At 69.0% G+C, this 22470-nt stretch carries 19 protein-coding genes; 11 read left to right on the top strand and 8 right to left on the bottom strand.

The annotated features are described in order from the left end of the window. Positions 1-149: 149 nt before the first annotated feature. Positions 150-1295, bottom strand: a complete 1146-nt coding sequence (locus AC07FN_RS18915) for a S8 family serine peptidase (RefSeq protein ID WP_478396785.1) — start codon at positions 1293-1295, stop codon at positions 150-152. A gap of 473 nt (positions 1296-1768) precedes the next feature. Continuing rightward, a complete protein-coding gene (locus tag AC07FN_RS18910; protein ID WP_478396784.1) occupies positions 1769-4984 on the bottom strand; it encodes a right-handed parallel beta-helix repeat-containing protein in 3216 nt (1071 codons plus the stop codon). A 390-nt stretch (positions 4985-5374) separates the two neighbouring features. Between AC07FN_RS18910 and AC07FN_RS18905 the strand changes: the two genes are divergently transcribed. Continuing rightward, positions 5375-6175 carry a sensor histidine kinase gene (locus AC07FN_RS18905; protein ID WP_478396783.1) on the top strand — a complete coding sequence of 267 codons (801 nt, stop codon included), beginning with the start codon at positions 5375-5377 and terminating at the stop codon, positions 6173-6175. A 150-nt stretch (positions 6176-6325) separates the two neighbouring features. Here AC07FN_RS18905 and AC07FN_RS18900 read toward each other — a convergent pair whose 3' ends face one another. The 4 genes from AC07FN_RS18900 to AC07FN_RS18885 form a co-directional block, all read right to left on the bottom strand. Next, a complete protein-coding gene (locus AC07FN_RS18900) occupies positions 6326-7177 on the bottom strand; it encodes an oxidoreductase (RefSeq protein ID WP_478396782.1) in 852 nt (283 codons plus the stop codon). Positions 7178-7306: 129 nt separating this feature from the next. Beyond that, complete coding sequence (locus tag AC07FN_RS18895; RefSeq protein ID WP_478396781.1) at positions 7307-8185, bottom strand: helix-turn-helix transcriptional regulator; 879 nt, start codon at positions 8183-8185, stop codon at positions 7307-7309. Positions 8186-8526: 341 nt separating this feature from the next. Next, the gene (locus AC07FN_RS18890; protein ID WP_478396780.1) at positions 8527-8805 is read right to left on the bottom strand and encodes a hypothetical protein; all 279 of its coding nucleotides are present in this window, start codon (positions 8803-8805) and stop codon (positions 8527-8529) included. Between the two features lie 76 nt (positions 8806-8881). Beyond that, positions 8882-9097 carry an HC3 family zinc finger protein gene (locus tag AC07FN_RS18885; protein WP_478396779.1) on the bottom strand — a complete coding sequence of 72 codons (216 nt, stop codon included), beginning with the start codon at positions 9095-9097 and terminating at the stop codon, positions 8882-8884. A 114-nt stretch (positions 9098-9211) separates the two neighbouring features. Here AC07FN_RS18885 and AC07FN_RS18880 point away from each other — a divergent pair, with 114 nt between their 5' ends. Continuing rightward, the gene (locus tag AC07FN_RS18880) at positions 9212-10054 is read left to right on the top strand and encodes a helix-turn-helix domain-containing protein (protein ID WP_478396778.1); all 843 of its coding nucleotides are present in this window, start codon (positions 9212-9214) and stop codon (positions 10052-10054) included. Then, positions 10051-10335 carry a DUF397 domain-containing protein gene (locus tag AC07FN_RS18875; RefSeq protein ID WP_478396777.1) on the top strand — a complete coding sequence of 95 codons (285 nt, stop codon included), beginning with the start codon at positions 10051-10053 and terminating at the stop codon, positions 10333-10335. The genes AC07FN_RS18880 and AC07FN_RS18875 overlap by 4 nt, the downstream gene beginning before the upstream one ends. Before the next feature lie 6 nt (positions 10336-10341). Here the strand turns inward: AC07FN_RS18875 and AC07FN_RS18870 are convergent, their stop codons facing one another. Both AC07FN_RS18870 and eccCa read right to left on the bottom strand, forming a co-directional pair. Then, positions 10342-11073 carry a response regulator transcription factor gene (locus AC07FN_RS18870; RefSeq protein ID WP_478396776.1) on the bottom strand — a complete coding sequence of 244 codons (732 nt, stop codon included), beginning with the start codon at positions 11071-11073 and terminating at the stop codon, positions 10342-10344. Positions 11074-11128: 55 nt separating this feature from the next. After that, on the bottom strand, positions 11129-15109 hold the full coding sequence (gene eccCa, locus AC07FN_RS18865; protein ID WP_478396775.1) for a type VII secretion protein EccCa: 3981 nt from the start codon (positions 15107-15109) through the stop codon (positions 11129-11131). A gap of 303 nt (positions 15110-15412) precedes the next feature. On the opposite strand from eccCa, the gene eccD reads away from it, so the two are divergent. The 8 genes from eccD to AC07FN_RS18825 all read left to right on the top strand — a co-directional run bounded on the left by eccD (position 15413) and on the right by AC07FN_RS18825 (position 22425). Continuing rightward, complete coding sequence (eccD, locus tag AC07FN_RS18860) at positions 15413-16783, top strand: type VII secretion integral membrane protein EccD (RefSeq protein ID WP_478396774.1); 1371 nt, start codon at positions 15413-15415, stop codon at positions 16781-16783. A gap of 165 nt (positions 16784-16948) precedes the next feature. Further along, positions 16949-18382, top strand: coding sequence for a type VII secretion protein EccB (gene eccB, locus AC07FN_RS18855; protein ID WP_478396773.1), 1434 nt, complete (start codon positions 16949-16951; stop codon positions 18380-18382). Between the two features lie 106 nt (positions 18383-18488). Then, on the top strand, positions 18489-18830 hold the full coding sequence (locus tag AC07FN_RS18850; RefSeq protein WP_478396772.1) for a hypothetical protein: 342 nt from the start codon (positions 18489-18491) through the stop codon (positions 18828-18830). A 12-nt stretch (positions 18831-18842) separates the two neighbouring features. Further along, positions 18843-19124, top strand: coding sequence for a hypothetical protein (locus tag AC07FN_RS18845; RefSeq protein ID WP_478396771.1), 282 nt, complete (start codon positions 18843-18845; stop codon positions 19122-19124). Positions 19125-19144: 20 nt separating this feature from the next. Further along, positions 19145-19468: a hypothetical protein gene (locus AC07FN_RS18840; RefSeq protein ID WP_478396770.1), complete on the top strand. Its 324-nt coding sequence runs from the start codon at positions 19145-19147 to the stop codon at positions 19466-19468. A 99-nt stretch (positions 19469-19567) separates the two neighbouring features. Beyond that, a complete protein-coding gene (locus AC07FN_RS18835; protein WP_478396769.1) occupies positions 19568-21652 on the top strand; it encodes a coiled-coil domain-containing protein in 2085 nt (694 codons plus the stop codon). 34 nt (positions 21653-21686) lie between these two features. Then, on the top strand, positions 21687-22115 hold the full coding sequence (locus AC07FN_RS18830) for a YbaB/EbfC family nucleoid-associated protein (RefSeq protein WP_478396768.1): 429 nt from the start codon (positions 21687-21689) through the stop codon (positions 22113-22115). Continuing rightward, positions 22105-22425, top strand: a complete 321-nt coding sequence (locus AC07FN_RS18825) for a hypothetical protein (protein ID WP_478396767.1) — start codon at positions 22105-22107, stop codon at positions 22423-22425. The genes AC07FN_RS18830 and AC07FN_RS18825 overlap by 11 nt, the downstream gene beginning before the upstream one ends. Positions 22426-22470 lie beyond the last annotated feature (45 nt).

Here is a 22470-nt window from a genome sequence, read left to right as displayed (position 1 = left end):
CGGCGCGTTCCAGCGGCCGTGTTGGTTGCTGCAGGACGGTATTGGGCGTGATGGCGCTTGCCTGGGAAGTGGCGAAGTGCGGTGCGAGTTCTCGAGCCGTCGCGATGGGCGCTCAGCGGGCTTGCGGGCACCCGCCTTCGGGTGGGGGCTCAGGGGGCTGCGCGCCAGCCGCGCTTGCGGCCTCGGGGGATGATCACCGCCGCGATCGTCACGGCCGCGATCACGACCGTCGCCGCCGTTGCCACCACTGCCGCCGTCACCTCTGGCGTCGTGTCCACGGGCGGTGGCATGTGGACCGCTGCCGGGACGACGGGCGGCTTTCCCCCTGCGGTGGGGAATTCCGCCGTCAGCGCTGCGTCCGGATCGATGACTCCGCTGCCGAGCAGCGGGTCCGGGGCGTTGCCGGGCGGCGGGTAGGCGGTGTCGCGCAACCGGCGTGCCACCTCCTGCGGGGACAGCGCCGGGCGGTACGACAGGACGAGCGCTGCGGCGCCCGAGACCTGCGCCGCCGCCACCGCGTCGCCGCCCGAGACGAACAGGCCGTTGCCGCGCGGGCCGATCCCGGTCATCATCGCGCCCGGGGCGGCGAGGTCGACCTTGATCTCGGGTGCCGAGGCGCGGACCGGGGCGCCGTTCGGGGCGATCGCCGAGACCGCGATCACCTCGGGATATGCGCCGGGGAACGACGGGACCGCCTTGTCCGGGTCGCCGGTCGAAGCGGGCGCGATGACGACGGCTCCGGCCGCCGTGGCATCCCGGACTGCGGCGGCGAGAGCGCCGTTGCCCTCGGTGACCGCGGCCGAGACCTGGATGACCCGGGCCCCGCCCGCGATCGCCGAGCGGATGCCGTTGGCCACACCGTCCGCCGTGGCGTTGCCCGCCTGGTCGGTGGCGCGGACGGCCACGATGCGCGCGCCGGGGGCGATGCCGGTGAACCCGCCGCCCTGGCGGGGCGTGGCGGCGATCAGGCCCGCCACGAAGGTGCCGTGGCCGACGCAGTCCTCCCCGGCGTTGACGACCCGGCCGGCCAGGGCCGGGGACGTCGCGTCCACGCCGGTGTCGACGACCGCGACCGTCACGCCCGCGCCGTTCGCGTGCTGCCAGGCGCGGTCGGGACGGAGCATCGCCTGCGCCCACGGGATGTCGTTGGTGTCCACTGTAGACGCCGTGCGGCAGCCCTGGTAGATCGACAGGACCGGGGTGATCGGTGGCAGGTCCGGCGCGGCGCTCGCCGCCGGAGCGGAAAGCATCGAGATGACCCCGAAAACGGCCGACCACTTGGCACAAGTTCGCACGCCCCGAAGCTATGCCCTGACGCCCGAAGGCGACACGTCCCGAAAAGGGGATCGCCGTGCCGGGGCGGCCGCCGCCGGGTCTGCTGAGTCCGCAAGTTCATTGAGGTTTTTCCAACCTCGTTTTGCGTGGCGGTGAGAGGCTCCCTGGTCTGTGGGTGCCCCTCCTGATGTATGTCCAGTACACGGCGTCAGGGCCGTCCTCGCCGAGGGAACCCCGGAGGGGGCACCGTGAACCCGCGGTGTGAGTGTCGTAGGTGGGTTATGCGCCTGCGGCGCATGCGACACCCCATCGACATGCAGCTTTACGGACCCGCGGCTGCGGGCCGACCAGGATGAAAAACTTCGATTTCAATGGAAATTGCGGCCGGACGGCGTGTCGCTCCGCGACACGCCGAAGGTTGTGGATGACTCCCGCAAGTTCCATTGAAATTGGACCTTCGATTTCAATGGAAATTGCGGACCCCTGGGAGTGGTCAGAGGGGGAGGTCGGAGGGGTGGAGGTTCCGGAGGTCTTCGAGGGTCGGCGACTGGAGGGCGCTGATGCGGCCCGCTTGTCGGGTCATCGTCGACTCCAGGAGCTGGCGGGCGTAGCGGGCGTTGCCGAAGTTCCGGTCTCGCGGCACCTGCTCGAAGTGGTCCAGCAGCGCCGCTCGGACGGCCTCGCCGCACTCGTAGCCGTTGGTCTCCGCCGTGCGCTCGAAGATGCTGACCAGCTCCGATGCCGTGTAGTTCTCGAACTGCACGTGGCGGGAGAACCGCGAACCCAGGCCCGGATTCGAGTCCAGGAAGTCCTGCATCTCCGCCGGATAGCCCGCGACGATCACCACCACCTCGTCGCGGTGGTCCTCCATCAGCTTCACCAGCGTGTCGATCGCTTCGCGGCCGAAGTCGTTGCCGCCCGAGGACGTCAGCGTGTACGCCTCGTCGATGAACAGCACGCCGCCCCGCGCCCGCTCGAACGCCTCGCGGGTCAGCTGCGCGGTGTGCCCGATGTACTTGCCGACCAGGTCGGCTCGTGCGACCTCCACCAGCTGGCCCGTCGGCAGCACGTCCAGCCCGGTCAGCACCTCGCCGTAGAGCCGGGCCACCGTGGTCTTGCCGGTGCCGGGCGGCCCGGCGAACACCAGGTGGTTGCTGATCTTCGGCGTCGGCAGGCCCGCTGCGGCCCGCCGCTTGTTCGCCTCCAGCAGGTTGACCAGGTCTTCCACCGCCGACTTCACCGAGCCGATGCCGATCATCTCGCGCAGCCTGGTCAGCGCCGTCGGCTTGTCGTCCGCTGCGGATTCCGGCTCGGCGCCCACGTCTTCGGGCAGCATCCGGGACAGCTCCGGCCCGTCGGCGTCCGGCAGCGCGGCCAGCCGGACGGCCTGCCGGTCGATCATCTCCTCGAAGAGCTTGCGGGCGGCGCGGCCGTTGCCGAAGTCGGCGCCGCGGTGCATCCGCCCGAAGTGCTGGTCGAGGGCCTCGCGGGTGCCTTCGCCGAGCTCGTAGCTGTGCGCCTCGCACATCTTCCCGACGATGGTGACCAGCTCGGGCACCGAGTAGTTCTCGAACTCGATGGTGCGGTTGAACCGCGACGCCAGGCCGGGGTTGGAGGCCAGGAATCCCTGCATCTGCTCGGAATACCCGGCCGCGATGACCACCACGTCGTCGCGGTGGTCCTCCATCAGCTTCACCAGCGCGTCGACCGCCTCGCGGCCGAAGTCGGGGCCGCCGCCCTCCTGCGCGTTCAGCGTGTACGCCTCGTCGATGAACAGCACGCCGCCGAGCGCCTTGTTGAACGCCTCGGTGGTCTTGATCGCGGTGCCGCCGACGATCTGCGCGACCAGGTCGGCGCGCGCGACCTCCACCAGGTGGCCGCTGCGCAGCGCGCCGAGCGAGGCGAGCACCTCGCCGTAGAGGCGGGCGACGGTCGTCTTGCCGGTGCCGGGCGGCCCGGCGAAGATCAGGTGCCGGCTCATCGGCAGCGCGGGCAGCCCGGCCGCCTCGCGGCGCTTGGCCATCTCCGTCAGATTCACCAGCGTTGTGACCTGCTCCTTCACCCCGTCCAGTCCGACCAGCGCGGTCAGCTCGACCAGCGGCCCGGCCTCCGCGTCGGTGGTGTTGGCGTTGTCGCGGCTGTCCAGGTTCTCGATCTCCAGCCGGTCGCCGCCGCTGCCGGTGCTGTTCGGGGTGTTGACGCCCGAGCCGCCGTTGCCGGTGGCCGTGCAGTTGGTCACCGAGACCGGTTCGGTCGTCTCGACGCGGACGCCGTCGCGGGTGTTGTCGACCAGTTCGCACTCGTCGAGCGTGGCGCGGCCGCCGCCGCTCACCAGCACGCCGTGGCCGTCGTTCTTGCGGATCTTGCTGCGCAGCATGGTCAGTTCCGCGTGGTCGGCGACGGTCACGCCGTCGCCGGTGCAGTCCCGCACCTCGCAGTCCCGGAACATGCCGGTGCCGCCGGGTTCCACGGCCACGCCGGTGGCGGCCCGGATCACGGTGCCGCTGACGTACGGGTCGGCGTCCTCGCCGATCCGCAGGCCGACCTTGGCGACGTCGCCGATCTCGGACTCCTCGATCCGGCCGTGCCCGCCGCCGAACACCGAGATCCCGTCGCCGCGCGCCTCCTGCACGGTGACCCGCCGCAGCATCGGGTTCGCCCCGGCGCCCACGCTGATCCCGGTGCCCTCGACGTCGCGCACTTCGAGCCGGTCGAACTCCGCGACCGACTCGTCGGTGAGCACCACGCCTTCCTTCGCGCTGTCGTGCACGGTGGTCTCGCGGAAGCTCGGCCCGGCCAGCTCCCCGACGTGGATGGCGGCCTGCTTGGTGCCGAACACCCGCAGTTGTTCGTAGCTGCCCTTGGCCTTGTCGGTGATCAGCAGGCCGTGCGCCTTGCTGCGGCCGACGCGGCAGCCGGTCAGCACCGGCTCGCTGCCGCCGAGCACCACGACGCCGTGCTCCCGGGTGCCGGTGATCGAGCAGTCCCGCAGCGTCGGGCGGCCCGTGCTGTTCAGGTAGGCGCCGATCGCCACGTCCTTGACGGAGGTGTTGCTGATGGTGGTGCTGCTGGAGCCTTCCAGCGCGATGGCGGGCTTGTCGGTGCGGGAGATCTGGCAGTCCTCGACGGTGCCGCGGGATTCGGCGTTCGCGCAGATCCCGTTGCCGCGGCTGTCGCGGAGCACGCAGCGGCGGATCGTCGGCGCGGCGCGGTCGCTGATCACGATCGCCGAGCTGCCGAGGTGCTCGATCACGCTGTCCTCGACGACGCTGCCCGCCTCGGAGGTGTCCACGATCCCGGCGCCGGAGGCATTGGTGACCCGGCAGTCGCGCATCGCCAGCGAGCCGGATTCCCTTGCCAGCACGGCGGTCCAGGCCGAGCCGGTGACCTCGCAGTCGTCCATCGCGGCCTGACCGCGCGGAACGTCCACAGTGGGCAGTTCGGGGTCGCGGCCGCGCAGCACCAGGCCGCTGAGCTGCACGGCCTCGGACACCACCCGCACCGCGCTGCCGCGGACCGGGGCCAGCTCCACGGTGCGCGAGCCCTCGGCGGCGGTGATGGTGACGACCTTGGTGATCACCAGGTTCTCCTGGTAGCGGCCTGGGTGCACCGAGATGACCGCTCCCGGGCGGGCCTGCTCCAATGCCGCCGTGATGGTCCGATGACCGTCGGGCCCCTCCGGGCGGACCGAAAGCACAGGCCGTGCCACGCCACTCTCCTCCATCGACCGCGGATCCAACGACCGCTAAATCCGCTTTGCATTGAAACGGTGTTCCCAGCCTGCCTTGCGCGGTGCGCGAGCGTTAGTCCCAACAACGTCGCCCTCCGACCCCTTTTCATGGGACTCCCGGAGCGTGGTTGCCGGGAGGTTAAATGGAACGGACGATTCGGAGAGCCGGCCGTCCCACCCGGACCGGGCGAACGCACTTGAGGACTGTTTCGAGAGTGGCTTGCGCAGCAGTGCGGGTGGCGTGCAGGAAGGACCGCGCTCGCGGAGAACCCCGCGGGCAGGTCCGCGAGAACCCGCGGCGGCGCGAGCCGCGACCCGCACCGCGAGCGGCCACCGCCGCCGAAGGAACAGATCTCAGGGGTGACAGACGTGGCCAGGGTGAGCAAGGCGCTGGCTGCGATGTGCCTCGCATCGGGAGCGGTCGGGTGGGCGCTCGGGCGCTGGACCCGCCGCTACCCGCAGCCGGAACTCCGCTGGCTGCGCCAAGAACTCACGGCCGCGAGCAACGCGCTGATCGAAGCGGAGCAGGGCCGGGCCGACCTGCGGCGCGCGCAGCGCGAACTGATCACCGCCATCTCCCACGAGCTGCGCACCCCGCTGGCCACCATCCGCGCCGCGGCGGAAGCGCTGCAGGACGGCGTCGCGCAGGAACCCGAGCGATACCTGGAAAGCCTGGTCGGCGGCGCGCAGCGGCTGAACCGGGTGACCGGCGACCTCTTCGAGCTGGCCCGGATCCAGGCGGCGCCGGTGGACCGGATGCCGACCCGGCTGGCGGACCTGCTGGATTCGGCGCTGGCGACGGCGCTCCCGGTCGCCCTGGAGCGCGGAGTGCGGCTGCACGGCGTCGGCCTGGACAGCGCGACCGATCCGGTGCTGGTCGACATCGCGGTGACGACGCGGGCCCTGACGAACCTGGTGATGCATGCGGTGCGGCACACCGTGCCGGGCGAGCCGGTGACGGTGACGGCGGTGGTGTCGGGCGACGAGATCGAGGTGATCGTGGTCGACGGCTGCGGAGGGCTCATGGACCTCGGCGACTCCGTCGAGCCGGGCGACGTGGGCCTGGCGATCACCCGCGGCCTGATCCGCGCGCACGGCGGAGACGTCCGGATAGACCAGGTCACCGACGGCTGCCGCTTCATCGCCCGCGTCCCGGCGGGCATTTCGTGATGTGGGGGGACCGCCGGGATGCGGGAGAAACCTGCCAAGTGCTCGGGTAGTGCCTGGTACGGACTACCAGTTGGGTTCCCGCGGCGAGCAGGATAAGTCCGGCGCGGTCGCCTGACGGGGACCGCGCCGGACTTGCTGAATTGTCCAGCGTCAGGCGACTGTTACTCCGCCTTCGGTGGAGTCGGTGGAGCGGCTGAGGTTCTCCCAGGCGTCGAAGTCGTCCTGGACGCGTTGGCGCCCGGCGGCGACCAGGCGTAGCGCGTCCGAGCCGAGCAGGACGTGCACGGGAGGCTTCTCCACGTCCAGGAGGGTGAGGATGGCGTCGCCCGCGCGATCGGGGTCACCGATGCCCTGACCCGCGAGGGCCTGGCGGCGGGTCCGGATCGGGTCGAACAGCGCGTCGTAGTCGGCGATGCTGCGTGGTGCGCGGACCAGCGACCTACCTGCCCAGTCGGTTTTGAACGCGCCCGGAGCTACGGCGGTGACCCGCACGCCGAACTGGGTGACTTCTTGGGCGAGGGTGTCGGTGATGCCTTCCAGGGCGTGCTTGCTGCCTTCGTAGAACGCCAGTCCGGGGAAGGTGGTGTGCCCGCCCATCGAGGTGATGACGAAGATGTGGCCGCCGCGCCGTTCCCGCATGCCGGGTAGGACCGCTTTCACGGTCGCTACCGTGCCGAACACGTTGACCTCGAACTGGTGGCGCAGATCCGCCATCGATGACTCTTCGAAGGTGCCTTCGAGCCCGTAGCCGGCGTTGGCCACGAGCACTTCGATCGGGCCCAGTTCCGCTTCGGCGGCCCGCACCGTGGGGTCGATCCGGTCCTCGTCGGACAGGTCGAGGATGAAGGCCCGGGCGCGGTCGGGGTCCAGTGCCTGGAAGGCGGCCGCGTGCTGCTCGGTGCGCACGGTGCCCGCGACCCGGTGCCCGGCCGCCAGGGCTCGCCGGGCGATGGCCAGTCCGAGCCCGGTGCTGACGCCGGTGATCAGGAATGTCTTGCTCACTACGGGTGTCCTTTCGTGGATGAGTGCCAGGCCGCGGGGCGTGCGCGGGCACGGCGGCATCGACCCCGCGGGTATGGCGGGGTCGTGTCTGGGTGGTGTTGGTGCTGGATCGCCCGGTTCGGGCGGTCGTCAGGACTCGGCGGCGGTGTCCCGGGTAGTCCGCGCGGTGGCGGGTTCGCTGCCCCAGCTGGCCAGCAGTCGCAGGCGTTCCTGAGATGGCGAGCCGGACGGCGCGCAGTAGACGACGAGCGATTGGCCCGGGTCGGCGACCGAGTTGAAGATCTCGTACTGCAGTTCCAGGTCACCGACGACAGGGTGGTGGAGGCGTTTGAGGCCGGTGCTGCGTTCCTGGACGCGGTGTTCTGACCACCACGCCGGGAACTCGGGTGAGCGCATCATCAGCTCACCGATCAGGTTGGCAATGCGCTGGTTTTGCGGCTGGGCGGCGGCGGCCAGCCGCAACCCGTGCACGTAGTCGCGGGCGACGCGTTCCCAGTCGCACCACACCAGGCGAGCACGCGGATCCAGCAGCGTCCAGCGCGCCATGCTGCGTTCCCGGCGCGGCAGCTCGGCCACATCGGGAAACAGCAACGCCCACAACGTGTTCCCACCGACGACAGTGAGGTTCCGGTCGCTGACGAAAGCAGACGCCAGATCCATCGACTCCAGCACCTGTCGCAGCGCCGGTCGTAGCCGTGACGAGTGCTCGGCCCGGTCCTTGTGCCCGGCTGCGGTGCCCGCGAGGGCGAACAGATGCCGCCGCTCGATGTCATCGAACCGCAGCGCGTCGCAGAGGGCATGCAGTACCTGTTCGGACGGCTGCCGGGCGCGGCCTTGTTCCAGCCGGGTGTAGTACTCGGTACTCACCCCGGCCAGCTGCGCGACCTCACCGCGCCGCAGACCGGCGACCCGGCGACCGGCACCGAACTCGACCGGCAGACCGATCTCATCCGGCGTGAGTCCGGCACGGCGGGCCCGCAGGAAGTCGCCCAAGTCGTTTTTGCCCATGCCCTGAGTCTGCTCGTCACCCAGCCGATCACCAAGGGCGTGGCTGGCCCTGCCAGTACTACACACCAGGTCGTGCGAGGCCGCGAGACCCGGCGAGGTCCGCCGAGAAACGGGCATGGGTTATGCCAAGCCCATTGCAAAGAAGACTGCAAGCCGGGCGTGCTCGACGGCCTGCGGAGTCTGGTCAACGGTGACCGGGCGCGTGGGGTCGGGGGTATCGCGCCCGGTCACCGGGGTGGGCCGGTGCGGGTGGGGGGTTGGGGGAGGTCGCCGCACCGGCCCTGCTCGGGGTCTCGTGAGTGGTTTGGATTGCTATAGCGCTCCAAAGCACTCACGAGCGGTTACGGGCGCAGGTGGTGGCGTCCGGTGGGTTCGTCTGGGTCGGTGGTGGGGAATTCCGGTGGTATGCGGGGATGTTCGTGTTCCGATCCACGCTCGTCTTCGCGGGTTTCGGCTTCGATGTCGGCGATGAGGTGCCAGACCGTGTAGGCGCCTTCACCGCCTCCGGCGTGCTGCCCTGCCGTCGTGAACGCGATGGCTCGGGCGGGGATCTGGGTGGTGAGCATGGCGAGGATCAGCAGGTTGAACAGGACGAACGTGCTGAGCTGAATCCAGAACATGGTTTCTCCCTGGTGTTGATGTTTTCGCTGGTCAGTGGTCGTGAGTGGCTGTGGCTGCTCTAGCGGCCATAGCCACTCACGACCACCCGGCGGTGATGCGCCGCCAGCAGTCCATGCAGGTGTCCTCGCGGATCCAGTCCACTTCGGACCGGTCGTGCAGCTCTGCTGCGTCCGCTTCCGCTCCGCAGAACGCCACCACCGGCACACTGGCGGGGGTTTTCGTTGCTGTGATCGGGAAGGCGTGGCGGCCTCCTGTGACTGGGCGCCAGACGTAGGTCAAGTAGTCGGACATCCAGACCTCGCTTTCTGGAACGGTTTAGGCAAGCTTGCCCGAGATTGGGCAAGGTGATCAATTACACGAAAGAGCGAGATCAAACGGGTGGTAGGGCGCTCGTAAGCTGTGCCCATGTCGGACACCCCACGGGCACGCGCTCTGGCGAAGGAACTTCGGGCCGCTCGCAACGCTGCGGGCTTGACCGCGCGGGAGTTGGCTCGCGTGCTGGGCTGGTCCGAGGCGAAGGTCAGCCGGATCGAAACCGCGCGACGCGGAATCCTGGTGCAGAACGTCGAAGCGATGCTCGACGTCCTCGGGATGAAGGGCGAAGACCGCGAACGACTGCTGAAGATGGCCCGCGACATCCGCGAACCAGCCTGGTGGGAGCTCGGCCGTGAGCTTCCTCAGCAGCTGACGGCGCTGATCGATGCAGAACAGCGTGCAAAGACGATTACGGATGTGACGCTCAACGTGCTGCCCGGTTTGCTTCAGACCAGGGCATACACGCGGACGGTGATGGAAGCATCCGGTGTTCCCGAAGACCGGATTGACGACCACGTGTCGATTCGGCAAGTCAGACAGGGGATTCTGAGCAAACGGGATCCAGTGGCGTTGCGCTGCTTCATCGACGAGACCGCGTTGGCCAGGCCAATCGGCGGTGCCAAGGTGATGGCCGATCAGCTGCGGAAGGTCATCTCCGCCAGCGAGGAACCGAACGTCACGATCCGGGTAATCCCGCTTTCAATTGGCGCGCACGCTGGCTTGAGCGGCACCTTCGTGCTTTTCGAGTTCATCAAGACTCGACCTGTTGTGTACCTGGAAGCGCGGCGCTCGGGCGCGTTCATCGACGAGCCGAGCGACGTAGCGCTGTTCCTTGATGCAGTGGAACGACTGGAAGATCATGCTTCCTCCCTGGCGGCCTCGCAGGAGATACTGCAGAAGTACCTGGAGCAGTACGAAAGCGAGGCGACATGACGCCTGAGTTAGGCGGCTGGCGGGTGTCCGGCTACAGCGGCCCGCAGGGAAACTGTGTTGAGGTGGGTTGGTCGAAGTCCTCCTACAGCGGGAGCCAGTCGGAGTGCGTCGAGGTGGGTTGGTTGAAGTCTTCCTACAGTGCGGCTGAAGGCAACTGCGTCGAGGTTGCTTTGGCTCCCGGCATGGTTGGGGTTCGGGATACGAAGGACCGGGACGGGGGCACCCTGGTGTTCTCCCGGGCTCAGTGGGCCGCTTTCGTCGGCGGGCTTCGTCGCTGGTAGGTCGCCTTATGGCTGGGTGGGGCCGAAGCGGTAGCCGACTCCCCAGACCGTGATCAGGATCGTCGGGTTCGCCGGGTCCGTTTCGATCTTCTCGCGCAGTCGGCGGACGTAGACGCTCACCATCGACGAGTCGCCCACCTGCCACTGCCAGACGCGCTGCATCAGCTCGTCCTTGCGGAACGTCGTCCCCGGGTTCGCGAAGAAGAACTCCAGCAGGTCGCGCTCCCGCCCGGTGAAGCGCAGCGGCTTGCCCGCCTTGGTGACCTGGCGGGTCGTCGGGTCGAACGTCACGTCCTCGATCCGCTGGAGGTGGGATGGCGGCGCCTGCTGCGCGGGCGCCGAGCGGCGCAGCAGCGCCTGGGCGCGCAGCACGAGCTCGCGGGGGCTGAACGGCTTGGTGACGTAGTCGTCCGCGCCGAGTTCGAGGCCGTGGATCCGGTCGTCCTGCTCGCCGAGCGCGGTGACCAGGATGATCGGCACCGTGCTCTGCTCGCGGAGCTTGCGGCACACGTGCGTGCCGTCCAGGCGCGGCAGCATCCGGTCCAGGATCACCAGGTCCGGGTTGAAGGCGGCGAAACCGTCGAGCGCCATGACGCCGTCGCTGGCCACCGCGACCAGCATCCCGGCGTGGTTGAGGTAGCTGGCGATGACCTCGGCCATCATCGGATCGTCCTCGACCACGAGCACCCGATGCCGGCGCACCGCGCCCGGGCCCGCGCCGGAAGGTCCGCTGTCCACCGCCCGCCTCCGCTCAATCCCGACAGAGCCGAAGACTATCCGGTGAGCCGCCTCCTCAGCTCCTCCCGCCCGGCCCTGGGGCGGTTTCGCCGGAAACCGCCGGGTTCTTCCGGTGCGGGGTCTGGAGCTGGACGGTCTTCCGACGGGTGATGTACTGCGCTCGGCCGGTCGGGAGCTTCTTCGGGCGGACGTCGTGGAACACCTGGCCCTCCGACGGCGGGCAGGACAGCAGCACCGCCGGGGTGTTCACCTCCAGCAGCCGCCGCACCAGCGGGTCGTACATGGCGCGGGACAGGCCGTTGGCGCTGCGGGCGACGATCAGGTGCAGGCCGACCTCCTGACCTTGCGCGAGGCATTCCAGCATCGGGACGAACGGGTTGTCGCTCGGATCGGAGCTCAGCATGTCGTAGTCGTCGACGATCAGGAACAGCTCCGGGCCGGTCCACCAGTCGCGCTTGCTCAGACGCGCCGGACTGATCTCCGGGCCGGGCAGGCGCTCCCGCATCGCCCGGGACGTTCCCGCCACCGCCTCCCGCACGATGTCCTTCGAAACCGCGTAGCCCAGCCGGTACTCCTCGGGCACCACGTCGAACAGCTCGCGGCGGAAGTCCACGAAGGTGATCCGCGCCTGGTCCGGCGTGTACTGATGGGCGACGGAGGCGGCGATGTGCTGCAGCAGGTTCGTCTTGCCCGTCGAGTCGTCGCCAGCGATCAACAGGTGCGGGTGCTGGGTGAAGTCGTGCCACAGCGGCTCGATGTCCTCGCCGGACAGGCCGAGCGGGACCCGCAGCTGACCGGTCGGGGCCGGCAGGTCGGCGACGTCGAGGACCGCCGGCAGCATCTTCACCCGCGGCGCGGGCGGGCCGTGCCAGGCGGAAGCGATGGTGGTGATCAGCTCCTGGGTGCCCTCGGCGGTGTCGCCCGGGCCGTCCAGGCGCGGCAGGCCGGCGAGGAAGTGGGCCTGGTCGTCGGTCAGACCGCGGCCGGGGATCTTCGGCACGGTCGCCGCGGCGCGCATGTTGATCGTCGACTCGACCGCGTCGCCGAGCCGCAGCTCGAACCGGGTGCCCAGCTGATCCCGCAGGCCGGAGGCGACCTCGCCGCCGCGAGTGGCGGTGATGATGAGGTGGATGCCGTAGTTCAGGCCGCGGGTGGCGAGCAGGGTGAACTGCGGCACCAGCTCCATGAAGTCCTGGCGGATCGTGGCCCAGCCGTCCACGACCAGGAACACGTCGCCGTAGGGCTCGTCGGCGAGCTCGCCGGCCGCGCGCCGCCGCCGGTAGGTGGTCATCGAGTCCACGCCGAGTTGCGCGAACCGCTGCTCGCGCTCCTCCAGCAGGGCGTTCACCTGGTTGATGGTGCGCATCATCCGCTCGATGTCGAGGCGGCCGGTGACGCCGCCGACGTGCGGGAGGCCGGCCAGCGAGGAGAGCATGCCGCCGCCGAAGTCCAGGCCGTAGAACTGCACCTCGCGCGGGGTGTGCGTGAGCGCGAGCGTGGTGATCAGGGTTGCCAGCAGGGTGCTCTTGCCGCTCTGCGGGCCACCCGCGATGAACACGTGCCCGCCGGAGCCGGACAGGTCCGCCAGCAGCGGCTCGTGCCGCTGCTCGAACGGCCGGTCGATCACGCCGACCTGCACCTGCAGGGTGTGCTGCGCGGCGTCCACCGCGTTCAGACCGCGCTCCGGGTCGATCGCCAGCTGCGGCAGCATCTGCTCCAGCGTCGGTGAGACGTCCAGCGGCGGCAGCCAGACCCGGTGCGCGGGCGGCCCCGAGTCGATCAGCCGCTGCACGGCGATCTCCAGCAGCGATTCGCCGCCTTCCTCCTGCGGCACCTCGGGTTCCTCGGGCATCGGCGGCTCCCGAGGCGGGACGTAGGAGGTGCCGTAGGGCACGATCTGGCGGGCCACCACGGCCTGGCGGACCTCGCGCCGCGCCTGCCGGTAGGTGCCCGAGACGTAGGCGGCCTTGAACCGGATCAGAGTGTCCACATCGGTCTTGAGGTAGCCGGCGCCGGGCTGCGACGGCAGCTGGTGGGCGTCGGGAACGCCGAGCACGCCGCGGCTTTCCATCGCCGAGAAGGTGCGCAGACCGATCCGGTACGACAGATGCGATTCGAGCTGGTGCATGCGGCCCTCGTCGAGGCGCTGCGAGGCCAGCAGCAGGTGCACAGAGAGGCTTCGGCCGAGGCGGCCGATCATCACGAACAGGTCCATGAACTCGCGGTGCGCGGCCAGCAGCTCGCTGAACTCGTCGACCACCACGAACAGCGTCGGCAGCGGATCCAGGTCAGCGCCGTCGGCGCGCGCCTTCTCGTACTCGGTGGCGGAGCTGAAGTTCCCGGCCTTGCGCAACAGCTCCTGGCGGCGGATCAGCTCGCCGTGCAGGGCGTCCTTCATGCGCTCCACCAGCGACGCTTCGTCGGCGAGGTTGGTGATGACCGCGGAGGTGTGCGGTAGCTCGTCCAGGCCGAGGAACGTCGCGCCACCCTTGAAGTCGACGAGCACGAAGTTCAGCGTTTCCGACGAGTGCGTCAGCGCGAGCGCCAGCACGAGGGTGCGCAGCAGCTCGGACTTGCCGGAACCGGTGGCGCCGATGAGCATGCCGTGCGGGCCCTGGCCGCCCTGCGCGGACTCCTTGATGTCCAGCTCGATCGGCGTGCCGTCGCCGGTGACGCCGATCGGCACCCGCAGCCGCGCGCCGCCGGAGAACCGCTTGGCGTGGACCTTCGCCACGTCGTAGCCGCGCAGGTCGTTGATGTTGAGCAGGGTGGTGAGCTCGAAGTCGGAGGCCAGCGGCTCGGTGGTGTCGGTCGAGATGGCCAGCCGGTAGGGGGCGAGCAGGCGGGCAAGGGACTCGGCGCGGACCGGGCTCAGGAAGTCCGGTCGGCCGATCGGGGAGGTGTCCTCCTTGCCCGCCCGCCCGATCCGCACCAGCTCCGCGGTCTCGGGGGTGACGCGCATGAGCAGGGTGCGGGGATCGGGGTGCCAGTCCAGGGCTTCACCGAGGTCGATGACGGTGACGTTGCGGTAGCCCGAGCCGGTCATCCGGCTGCCGGGCGAGGCCTGGGCACCGTCCATGAGCACCACGACGTAGGGCTCGTCGTGCGTCGGCATAGCGTCCCGGTCGAAGAACGGCCGCCCGGCGAGCTGTTCGCCGAGCAGGCCTTCCAGCTCGCCTGCGGTCTCGGCGACCAGCCGAACGGGGCCGGCGCCGTCGGTGTCGGTCGGGTGCAGGCAGTGCGGCAGCCACTTCGCCCATTCCCAGTGGGCCATCTCCCGCCCGAGGACGACGATCCGCAGGTCCTGCGGCGCGTGCAGCACCGCGAGCTGCGCGACGATCGAGCGCACCATGCCGCGGGCGGTGTCGAGGTCGCCGCGCAGCAGCACCCGGGCGTAGGCCCGCAGGTAGACCGGGACCGGCTGGTCGGAGACCGTGGCGTAGGCGCGGATGAAGCGGCGCAGGGCGTGCGCGGAAAGCGGTTCGAGGTCCTCGACCGGCTTGGTGGTCAGCTCGGCGATCTTGGTGCCGAGCTGCTGGTCGCCGACGGCGATGCGGACCTCGCCGAAGTCCGGGTGGTCCGGCCGAAGCTCCCACAACCGGGACGTGCGCACCAGTGACCACACGGCGGTCGGTTCGGGATGCCGCCAGGTCTGGGCGCGGCGCTGCGCCACCACGGTCTTGCGCACCTGGCGGCGCACCTGGCCGAGGTAGCGAAGGTAGTCGCGGCGGGACCCGGACATCTCCCGCTTCCGTTCGGAGGACGCGCGCAGGAAGTTCGCCGCGAGCATGCCGAGCGCGGCGAGGACCATCATGCCCATCGCGAAGTACATGATCGTGCCGCCGCCGCCCATGCCGGGCCGCAGGAAGATCATCACCATCGCCAACGAGCTCAGCGCCATCGGCAGGTAGGTGATCATCCCGGAGAAACCGCTCTGCACCTCCGGTAGCTCCGGGGGCTCCTGGAGGTTCAGCTCGCCGGACGGCATCGGCGGCCCGGGTTGCCGTTCAGGACGGCGGAACAGCGTGACGCTCACGCGGATTCCCTTCCCGCTGGGGAAAACTGTGACCAATGCAGAATTCCACTGGTGCGGGGGGATTTTCAGGTCACGTAAATCGGCGACAGCACCATTGCCGAATCACGCCCTATGGTTTCGGTCAGGACGACGGCGCACTCGTCTCAACGCGAACCTGCTCCGCGCCGTCGGCCGTTCCGCCTCGAACGCAACTGTCCCCCGGGCGATCGAGGCACCACCGGCGGCGTCGGGCACCGAAGCATGGGTCCGGTGCCCGGCGCAGCCGGATTCCTTGAACTCTCCGCCAAAAGGGAGCGTGAACCGGTGAGCACCAGCACGGTTGCGGGCCTGTGCCGCTTGTCCATCCGGTCGCCGGACCGGAACTTCGATCTCGCGGTGCCCACCGATGTGCCGCTGATCGATCTGATGCCGACCATCGTCAGCTACGCGGGAACGCAGGTCGAGGAAGCCGGCCTGGAGCACGGCGGCTGGCTGCTGCAGGACGTCGGCGGCGAGCCGCTGGACGAGGAGGCAACGCCGGAGACCCTCGGGCTGTACGACGGGCAGGCGCTCTACCTGCGGTCGCGGCAGGAAGCCATGCCCGCGGTGCACTTCGACGATCTGGTGGACGGCGTCGCGACCGGGATGCAGGAGCGGCCCGGTGCCTGGAAGCCGGTCGCCACGAAGCGGCTGCTGCACGGGTTGACGCTGGTGGCGGCGGGTGTCATCTGGCTGGGGCTGCTGCTGCCCGGCGATTCGCTGGTGCGGTCGGTGGCCGCCGGTGTCGTCGCGTTGCTGCTGCTGGCGGCCGCCGGCTCGGCGTCGCGCGCGGTCGGCGACGCCTTCGCGGGCACGGCTTTCGGCGTGGCGGCGGTGCCGTTCTTCGCGTTGGCAGGGTTCCTCGTGCCGGGCCCGGAGGCGACTGGCATGGCGGCGCTGCTCGCCGCGTCGGCGACCGCCGCCGGCGGGGTGGTCCTGGCGCTGGCGGCCTCCGGCACCTACCCGCATGCGTTCCTGGGCGTGCTCGTGGTGTGCGTCTTCGGCGTGATCATGGCGCTGCTGATGCTGGTCACCGACACCCTGGCGGAGGCAGTGGCGGCGACGTCCGTCATCGCGGTGGTCTTCGGCGCGTTCATCCCGGGCTTCGCGTTCCGCGTCGCGGGGTTGAGGATGCCGCCGCTGCCGACGAACTCAGAGCAGCTGCAGGAGGGCATCGACCCGCACCCGAGCCGCAACGTGCTGGACCGGACCGTGGTCGCCGACCGCTACATGACCGCGCTGTACCTGGCGGTCGGGGTGATCTGCGCGGCGGGCGTCACCGGCTTGCTCACCGAGCCGGGCTGGCCGACCTACACGATGGCCGGGGTGCTGAGCGCGGTCCTGCTGCTGCACGGCCGCGACGTCGGCGGCGTCTGGCACCGGCTATCGGTGGTGGTGCCCGGCGCTTACGGCTTTACGGTGCTGGTCCTGGCGCTGTCCACGCAGGAGCTCTTCGGGCGGCTGCTCGTGTTCGTGGGCGTGGCGCTGGTGGGCGTGGCGCTGATGGTGGCGGGCTGGATCGTGCCGGGTAACCGCCTGGTCCCGTATTGGGGACGGGCCGCGGACATCCTGCACGTGCTGCTCGCGGTGAGCCTCCTGCCGCTGATGCTGCTGGTGCTGGGCGTGTTCGCCTGGATCCGGGCCTTCAACGGCTAGGGCGTGCTTCTCGGCTCATCTCGCGCAGCAAGGCGCTGGATGAGGTTTTGGCCGGTCAAGGGTCGTGCGCGGATTGTGCTGCCGTAGCAGCGAAAAGTGCGCACGGACCCACCTGCTCGTGGTGATTTTTCGAGTTGACGAGAGTTTCGCAGAGGACGTGGGAGCGTGCAGTCGCGGCGGGATCAGGTTCAGGCGCACATGTTCGTCATGGGGCGGCTCAGCGCCGGCATGTTGCGGGCAGACCCCGACATCGCCGACACGCCGCAGCGGCGGACGTCGCGCGGCGTGTCGATCGGGATCATCGTGTCCGTCCTGCTCGGGCTCGGGACGTTCCTGTTCGGGCTGATCAAGCCCGGCGGGGCGACGGCCTGGCAGGCGCCGGGCGCGATAGTGGTGGAGAAGGAGAGCGGGGCGCGCTGGATCTACCTCGACGGCGTGCTCCACCCGGTGCTCAACCAGGCGTCGGCCCGGTTGCTCGCCGGTGACCGCCTGCAGGTGCACACGGTTTCGGAGAACTCGCTGCTCGGCACGCCGCGGGCGGCACCGATCGGGATTCCCGGGGCACCGGACGGGCTGCCGACGGCCGCCGCGCTGAGCTCCGATCCGTGGCTGTCCTGCGCCGGGCCCACCGGGGGCGCCCGGGACTTCGCCATGCTGGTCGGCGAGGCCGACGGCATGCCGCTGACGGAAACCGACGGCGCCCTGGTCGCCGGCCCGGACGGCGCGGTGTTCCTGGTGTGGTCGAGCCGAAAGCTGCGGATGGACACCGAATCCGCCGGTCCCGCCGCGCTCGGCTACGGCACCACCGATCCGATCAAGGTGCCCGCCGGGTTCCTCAACGCGCTGCCGACCGGGCCCGACCTGGTCGCGCCGGAGATCGCGAACCGCGGCGAGGCCGGGCCGCAGCTCGCCGGCGCGCCGAGCGTGATCGGGCAGCTGTTCCGCGATGCCGCGGGCAAGCCCTACCTGCTGACCAAGGCCGGCCTGGTGCCGCTCACCGACACCCTGTTCAAGCTGATCGGCGGTGACCCGCGCACGCAGGCGATCGCCTACGGCGGACAGCCGGTGGAACCGCGGCGAATCGGCGCCAAGGACATCACCGCGCACACCGCCCCGCCCGCGGCCAAGGGCGAGCTGACGCGCGACGGGGCGTTCCCCGAGGTGCCGCCGGCGCTGGTCCCGGACGACGAAGAGCAGGCGCTGTGCGCGTCCACCACGCCCGGCCCGCCGGTTTCGACGAGCGTTTCCCTGGTGCCCGAGGCGGTCGTGGCCGAGGCGAAGCCAGTTGTGCCGCAGCCGGGGATCACCCTGTCCTGCCCGCGGCCGGACCGGGTGGCGGTGCCGCCGGGCAGCGGCGTGCTGGTCGCCGCGCTGTCCACCGGCGACATCGCGCAGTCGACCACGTACCTGGTGGCCGACAACGGGGTGAAGTACCCGGTCCCGTCGGCGGACGCGGCGAACAAGCTCGGGTACACGACGCCTCCGGTGGCCATGCCCGCGATGCTCGTCGACCAGCTGCCCACCGGCCCGGCGCTGGACCCGGCGAAGGCCGGCCGGCCGGTCACCGCGCTGCCGCCGGTGACCCCGGCGCAGTGCTGAATCCCCTTGCCACGTCCCTGTTCTGGGATGTGGTAGGGGCGAGCAGGTGGCCTTAGTTTCTGAGTTGTCCGGCAGCAATCCCTTCGCACGAACCCGGAGGAGTGGTGTGAGCAGCCAACCGTTTATCGATCTCAACGAAGAGGTCCACAAGCAGAAGGTCTCGGCCTTCAAAGATCACATCGCGTCGATGAGCACCATCGCCACCACGATCGGGGGCTTCGAGGCCGAGCTGCGGGCGGCCTACAACGGCCCGGAGACCGAGATCTTCGGTCGCAAGATCCAGGAGTGGGTGACGAACTACAACACCGTCAAGGGCAAGTTCGACGAGGTCGTCAACCAGCTCGGCGTCACCAACAACAACGTCAACAACATGAGCAACAACAACGTGAACCTGGCGATGAACCAGGACATGAGCCCGAACGCGTTCTACAACGGGATCAAGGGCTGAGGAGCGCAGACCATGAGCCTTCACATCGACACCCGCAAGGTGAACGAGATCCTGGACCGGTTCCACCAGGAGAACAACAAGATGCAGCAGCTGATCGACCAGGTCATCAGCGACGGCAACGGCTTGAGCGCCGTCTCGGCCGGTGCCTGGAAGGAGGCCTGGTCGGGCGCTCAGGGCCAGGTCAACGCCGCCAAGGGCAAGATGCAGGAAGCGTTCGGCAAGGCCACCTTGATCCTGCAGGACATGAGCGACGGCCAGATCAACACCGACTGGCGGAACGCCCAGGGCTTCTAGGAACAGGCGGTCGGTGAGTCATGGCCAAGGAAATCACTCACGACAAGTCGGCGACCGATCAGTACCGCGCGATGTTCGAGGAGTGCCGCAAGGATCTGACCAGTGCCCCCGAGATCATCGCTCTGCAAGGAGCATTCGACATCCTGGCGGGTCAGACGAACGAAGGCAAGCTCATCGCCTCGGAGTTCAAGCGGTCCCGGGAGAACATCGCTACCCAGGTGCGGAACCTCGTGCTCCAGACGCTTCCCGACCTGACCGGGAAGTTGAACCTGGTCGACAAGAACTTCGAGAGCACCACGGAAGAGAACAAGGAGAAGGCAGGCGGCGTCACCGTCACCTTCTGAACCGGGCTTTCCGGCCGGTCGCACCAGACCGGCCGGAAGTTTCGGGAGGGCCCTGTCGGCGAGTGGCCGAATCCGGTCGCATCACGGAGGTTTCGGGCGATGGCCTGGGAAGACGTGCTCAACACCATTGCCGAGAAGGCGGTCGCGAAACGCGATGACCTGACCAGCAAGCAATGGATCCGGGGCGTTGACTACGACAACGTCGGCGAGGGTGTTTCCGACTCGTGGGATTTCACGAAGTCGACCAACGCCGAGAAGCAGACGACGACGGTGCGCCGGCAGGGTGGCGAGGGACGCGGTAACGTCATCACCGACACGACGACCCTGAGCGGCACGGTCCGGGTCGGCGTGATGATCAATTACGCCGAGTTCGAGAACCCGGAAGGGCCGTGGTTGCAGATCCGCGGCATCGGCGGGAACATCCTCGATCCGCTGGTGCACGCGCCGCAGCAGAACCAGGTGCTCAGCATCCCGAGCTTCGGCTACGCGATCAACGCCCTGAAGAACGCGGCCGCGAAGATCAAGAGTTGGGCCGACAGGTTCGCGGAAGAGGCCAAGAGCATCGAGACCGGCGGCAACTTCCAGGGAGAGACCGCCAAATCGTTCCAGAGCCTGCTGCAGAACGGCAGCCATTCGCTGGAGCAGTTCGCCAACATCGTCGGTGACCCGCTGGTGCTGGATTCCTTGAAGGACAGCCAGGACAAGTACATCGCCGAGGTCAACGGCTTGCTGGCCGCGTTCATCAGCTGGCGGGATCACGAGAGCGGGCTGTGGTCCCCGGTGAAAGCGGTGGAAACGGTCTTCAACGAGAACGTGCAATCCATCACCCACGTGAACGGCACGGTCAAGTCGATCAACACGACCTGGGGCGAGTTCGAGGTCCGCGACGCGTGGGAGGAGAACCTGCGCGGGAACATCGAGCAGGCCGCCAAGGACAAGTGGAAGAACCACTTCTCCTCGCACCTCGACACGCCGCTGCCCGGGTTCCACAACCCGCTGTTGCACAGCCTGCAGACCACGGCGAACCGGATCTACCCGGAACCGCAGATCAAACCGTTCTCGTCCACCTATTCGCCGAGCAAGGACGACCCGGCGAACAAGGAACTCGACGAGATGAAGAAGAAGCTGGACGAGGAGAAGCAGAACCTCGACGACTCCAAGAAGGAGCAGCAGGAGCAGAACGAGAAGGACCTGCAGGACAAGCAGCAGGAACTGCAGGAGAAGACCTCCGACCTCAACGACGTGACCGGGAAGAACAAGGACACCCTGGGCGGCGGTTCGGACGGTACCGGCGGCGACGCGGACCTGGACGGGCTCGACTCCGCCGACGACGAGCAGAAGCAGGGACTGGGCGGGAACAACTCGTCGACGTCAGACCTGACCGGTACCGGGGGCGCGGGCAAGGATGGGCTCGGCCCGGCCGGCGGCATGTTCGGCAACGGCAACGGGCCGGTCAACTCCGGGCTGGGCTCGACGAACGGTTCCGGCAAGTACGACCCGAACGGCTCCGGCCAGAGCTCCATCTTCACGCCTGACGGCGAAGTCATGCGCGGACCGGACGGAACACCGCTGTCGGTGCCCAACGGATCGGTGATCAACCCCGACGGCACCATCACCAAGCCCGACGGCTCCAAGGTGCTCGGCCCGGACGGCAAGCCGCTGGTGCTGCCCAAGGGCTCCACGATCAAGCCCAACACCTCGCTGCTCGACCCGAACGGCACCCCGTACACCGGGCCGGACGGCAAGCAGATCTACGCGCCGAACGGATCCCGCCTCAGCCCCACCGGCCACCTGGTGGACCCGATGGGCCGGTCGATCTTCGGCCCCGGCGGCAAGTCCATCGTGGTCCCCGACGCGGTGCACAACAACAAGCTCGGGCTGGGCGGTGGGCCCGGCAAGAAGCTTCCCCTGTCGCCCGCCGAGATCGGCGATCCGACCAAGCGCACCACGATGAACTCCTCGGCGCTGGACGACAAGCTGCGCAAGCCGTTCTCGATGTCCACCGAGACGGGCGGTTTCGGCCGCGGCGGGCAGAACGGGCAGCAGCCGATGATGCCGCCGCCGATGGCCGGTGGAGGCGCCGGTGGCCCGGGCGAGAAGGAGCGGCAGCGCACCACCTGGCTCTCCGAAGACCCGGACAAGTGGGGCCTGGAAGGCGGTTTCACCACCGCCATCGGCCGCTGAACTCCGGGAACATCCAGGAATTTGGGAGGACGCAGTGAACTTCGGCAACCTGCAGGCGCAGTTGGACCAGGCCCTCGCCGAGCTGAACAAGCAGCGGGAAGAGTTGCAGCAGGTCGAGGCAGACCTGGTCAAGCGGACCAAGTCGGTCCGATCCAAGGACCGGATGTTCACGGCCACGGTCGATGCCGGCGGCAAGCTGTCCAAACTGGAGTTCCACGACGACCGCTACCGGTCAATGGCGAAGGCCGAGCTGGCCGCGGCCATCGTCAAGATCGTGGCGGAGGCCCAGGACCAGATGACGGCCGAGATCAGCGAGGCCGTCCAGCCGCACCTGAGCGACACCGAGGAAATGCGCAAGTCGATGCGCGACGAGTCCGCGTGGGGCGACTTCCTGGCACCGCTGCTGGACATGCAGCAGGAGACCTCCGCCTGGCTGAAGGAGAGCCGCGGCAATGGCCGATGAAGAAGAGATCATCGCGATCCCCCCGGACCTGAAGACGAAGTTCGCTTCGCTGGGCCTGGCCGAATCGGATGTCCGGCGGGCCAGGGAGATCTGGGCCGGCCTGGACGACGAGCTGAACGTCGCAGCGGGAAACGACGACGAGACGGCCAGGTCCATCAAGAAGCAAGCCACGGTGCTGAACAAGAACATCACCGAGATGCTCTCCGCGCTCGGTGACCTGTTCAACCTCACCGAGGTGAAGGGCAAGCGCGCCGCCGACAAGCACGAGGACCAATCGGACCACAACTCGGACCTTTCGAACAGCCTGTGAACCGGGAGACGGCCGGCGTTTCCGCGGGCACCTGACCGGCCGGAA

Source organism: Saccharopolyspora sp. NPDC045941 (assembly GCF_056431445.1).
The sequence above is the reverse complement of the archived record's forward strand: the minus strand, read 5'-3'. Positions and strand labels throughout refer to the sequence as shown.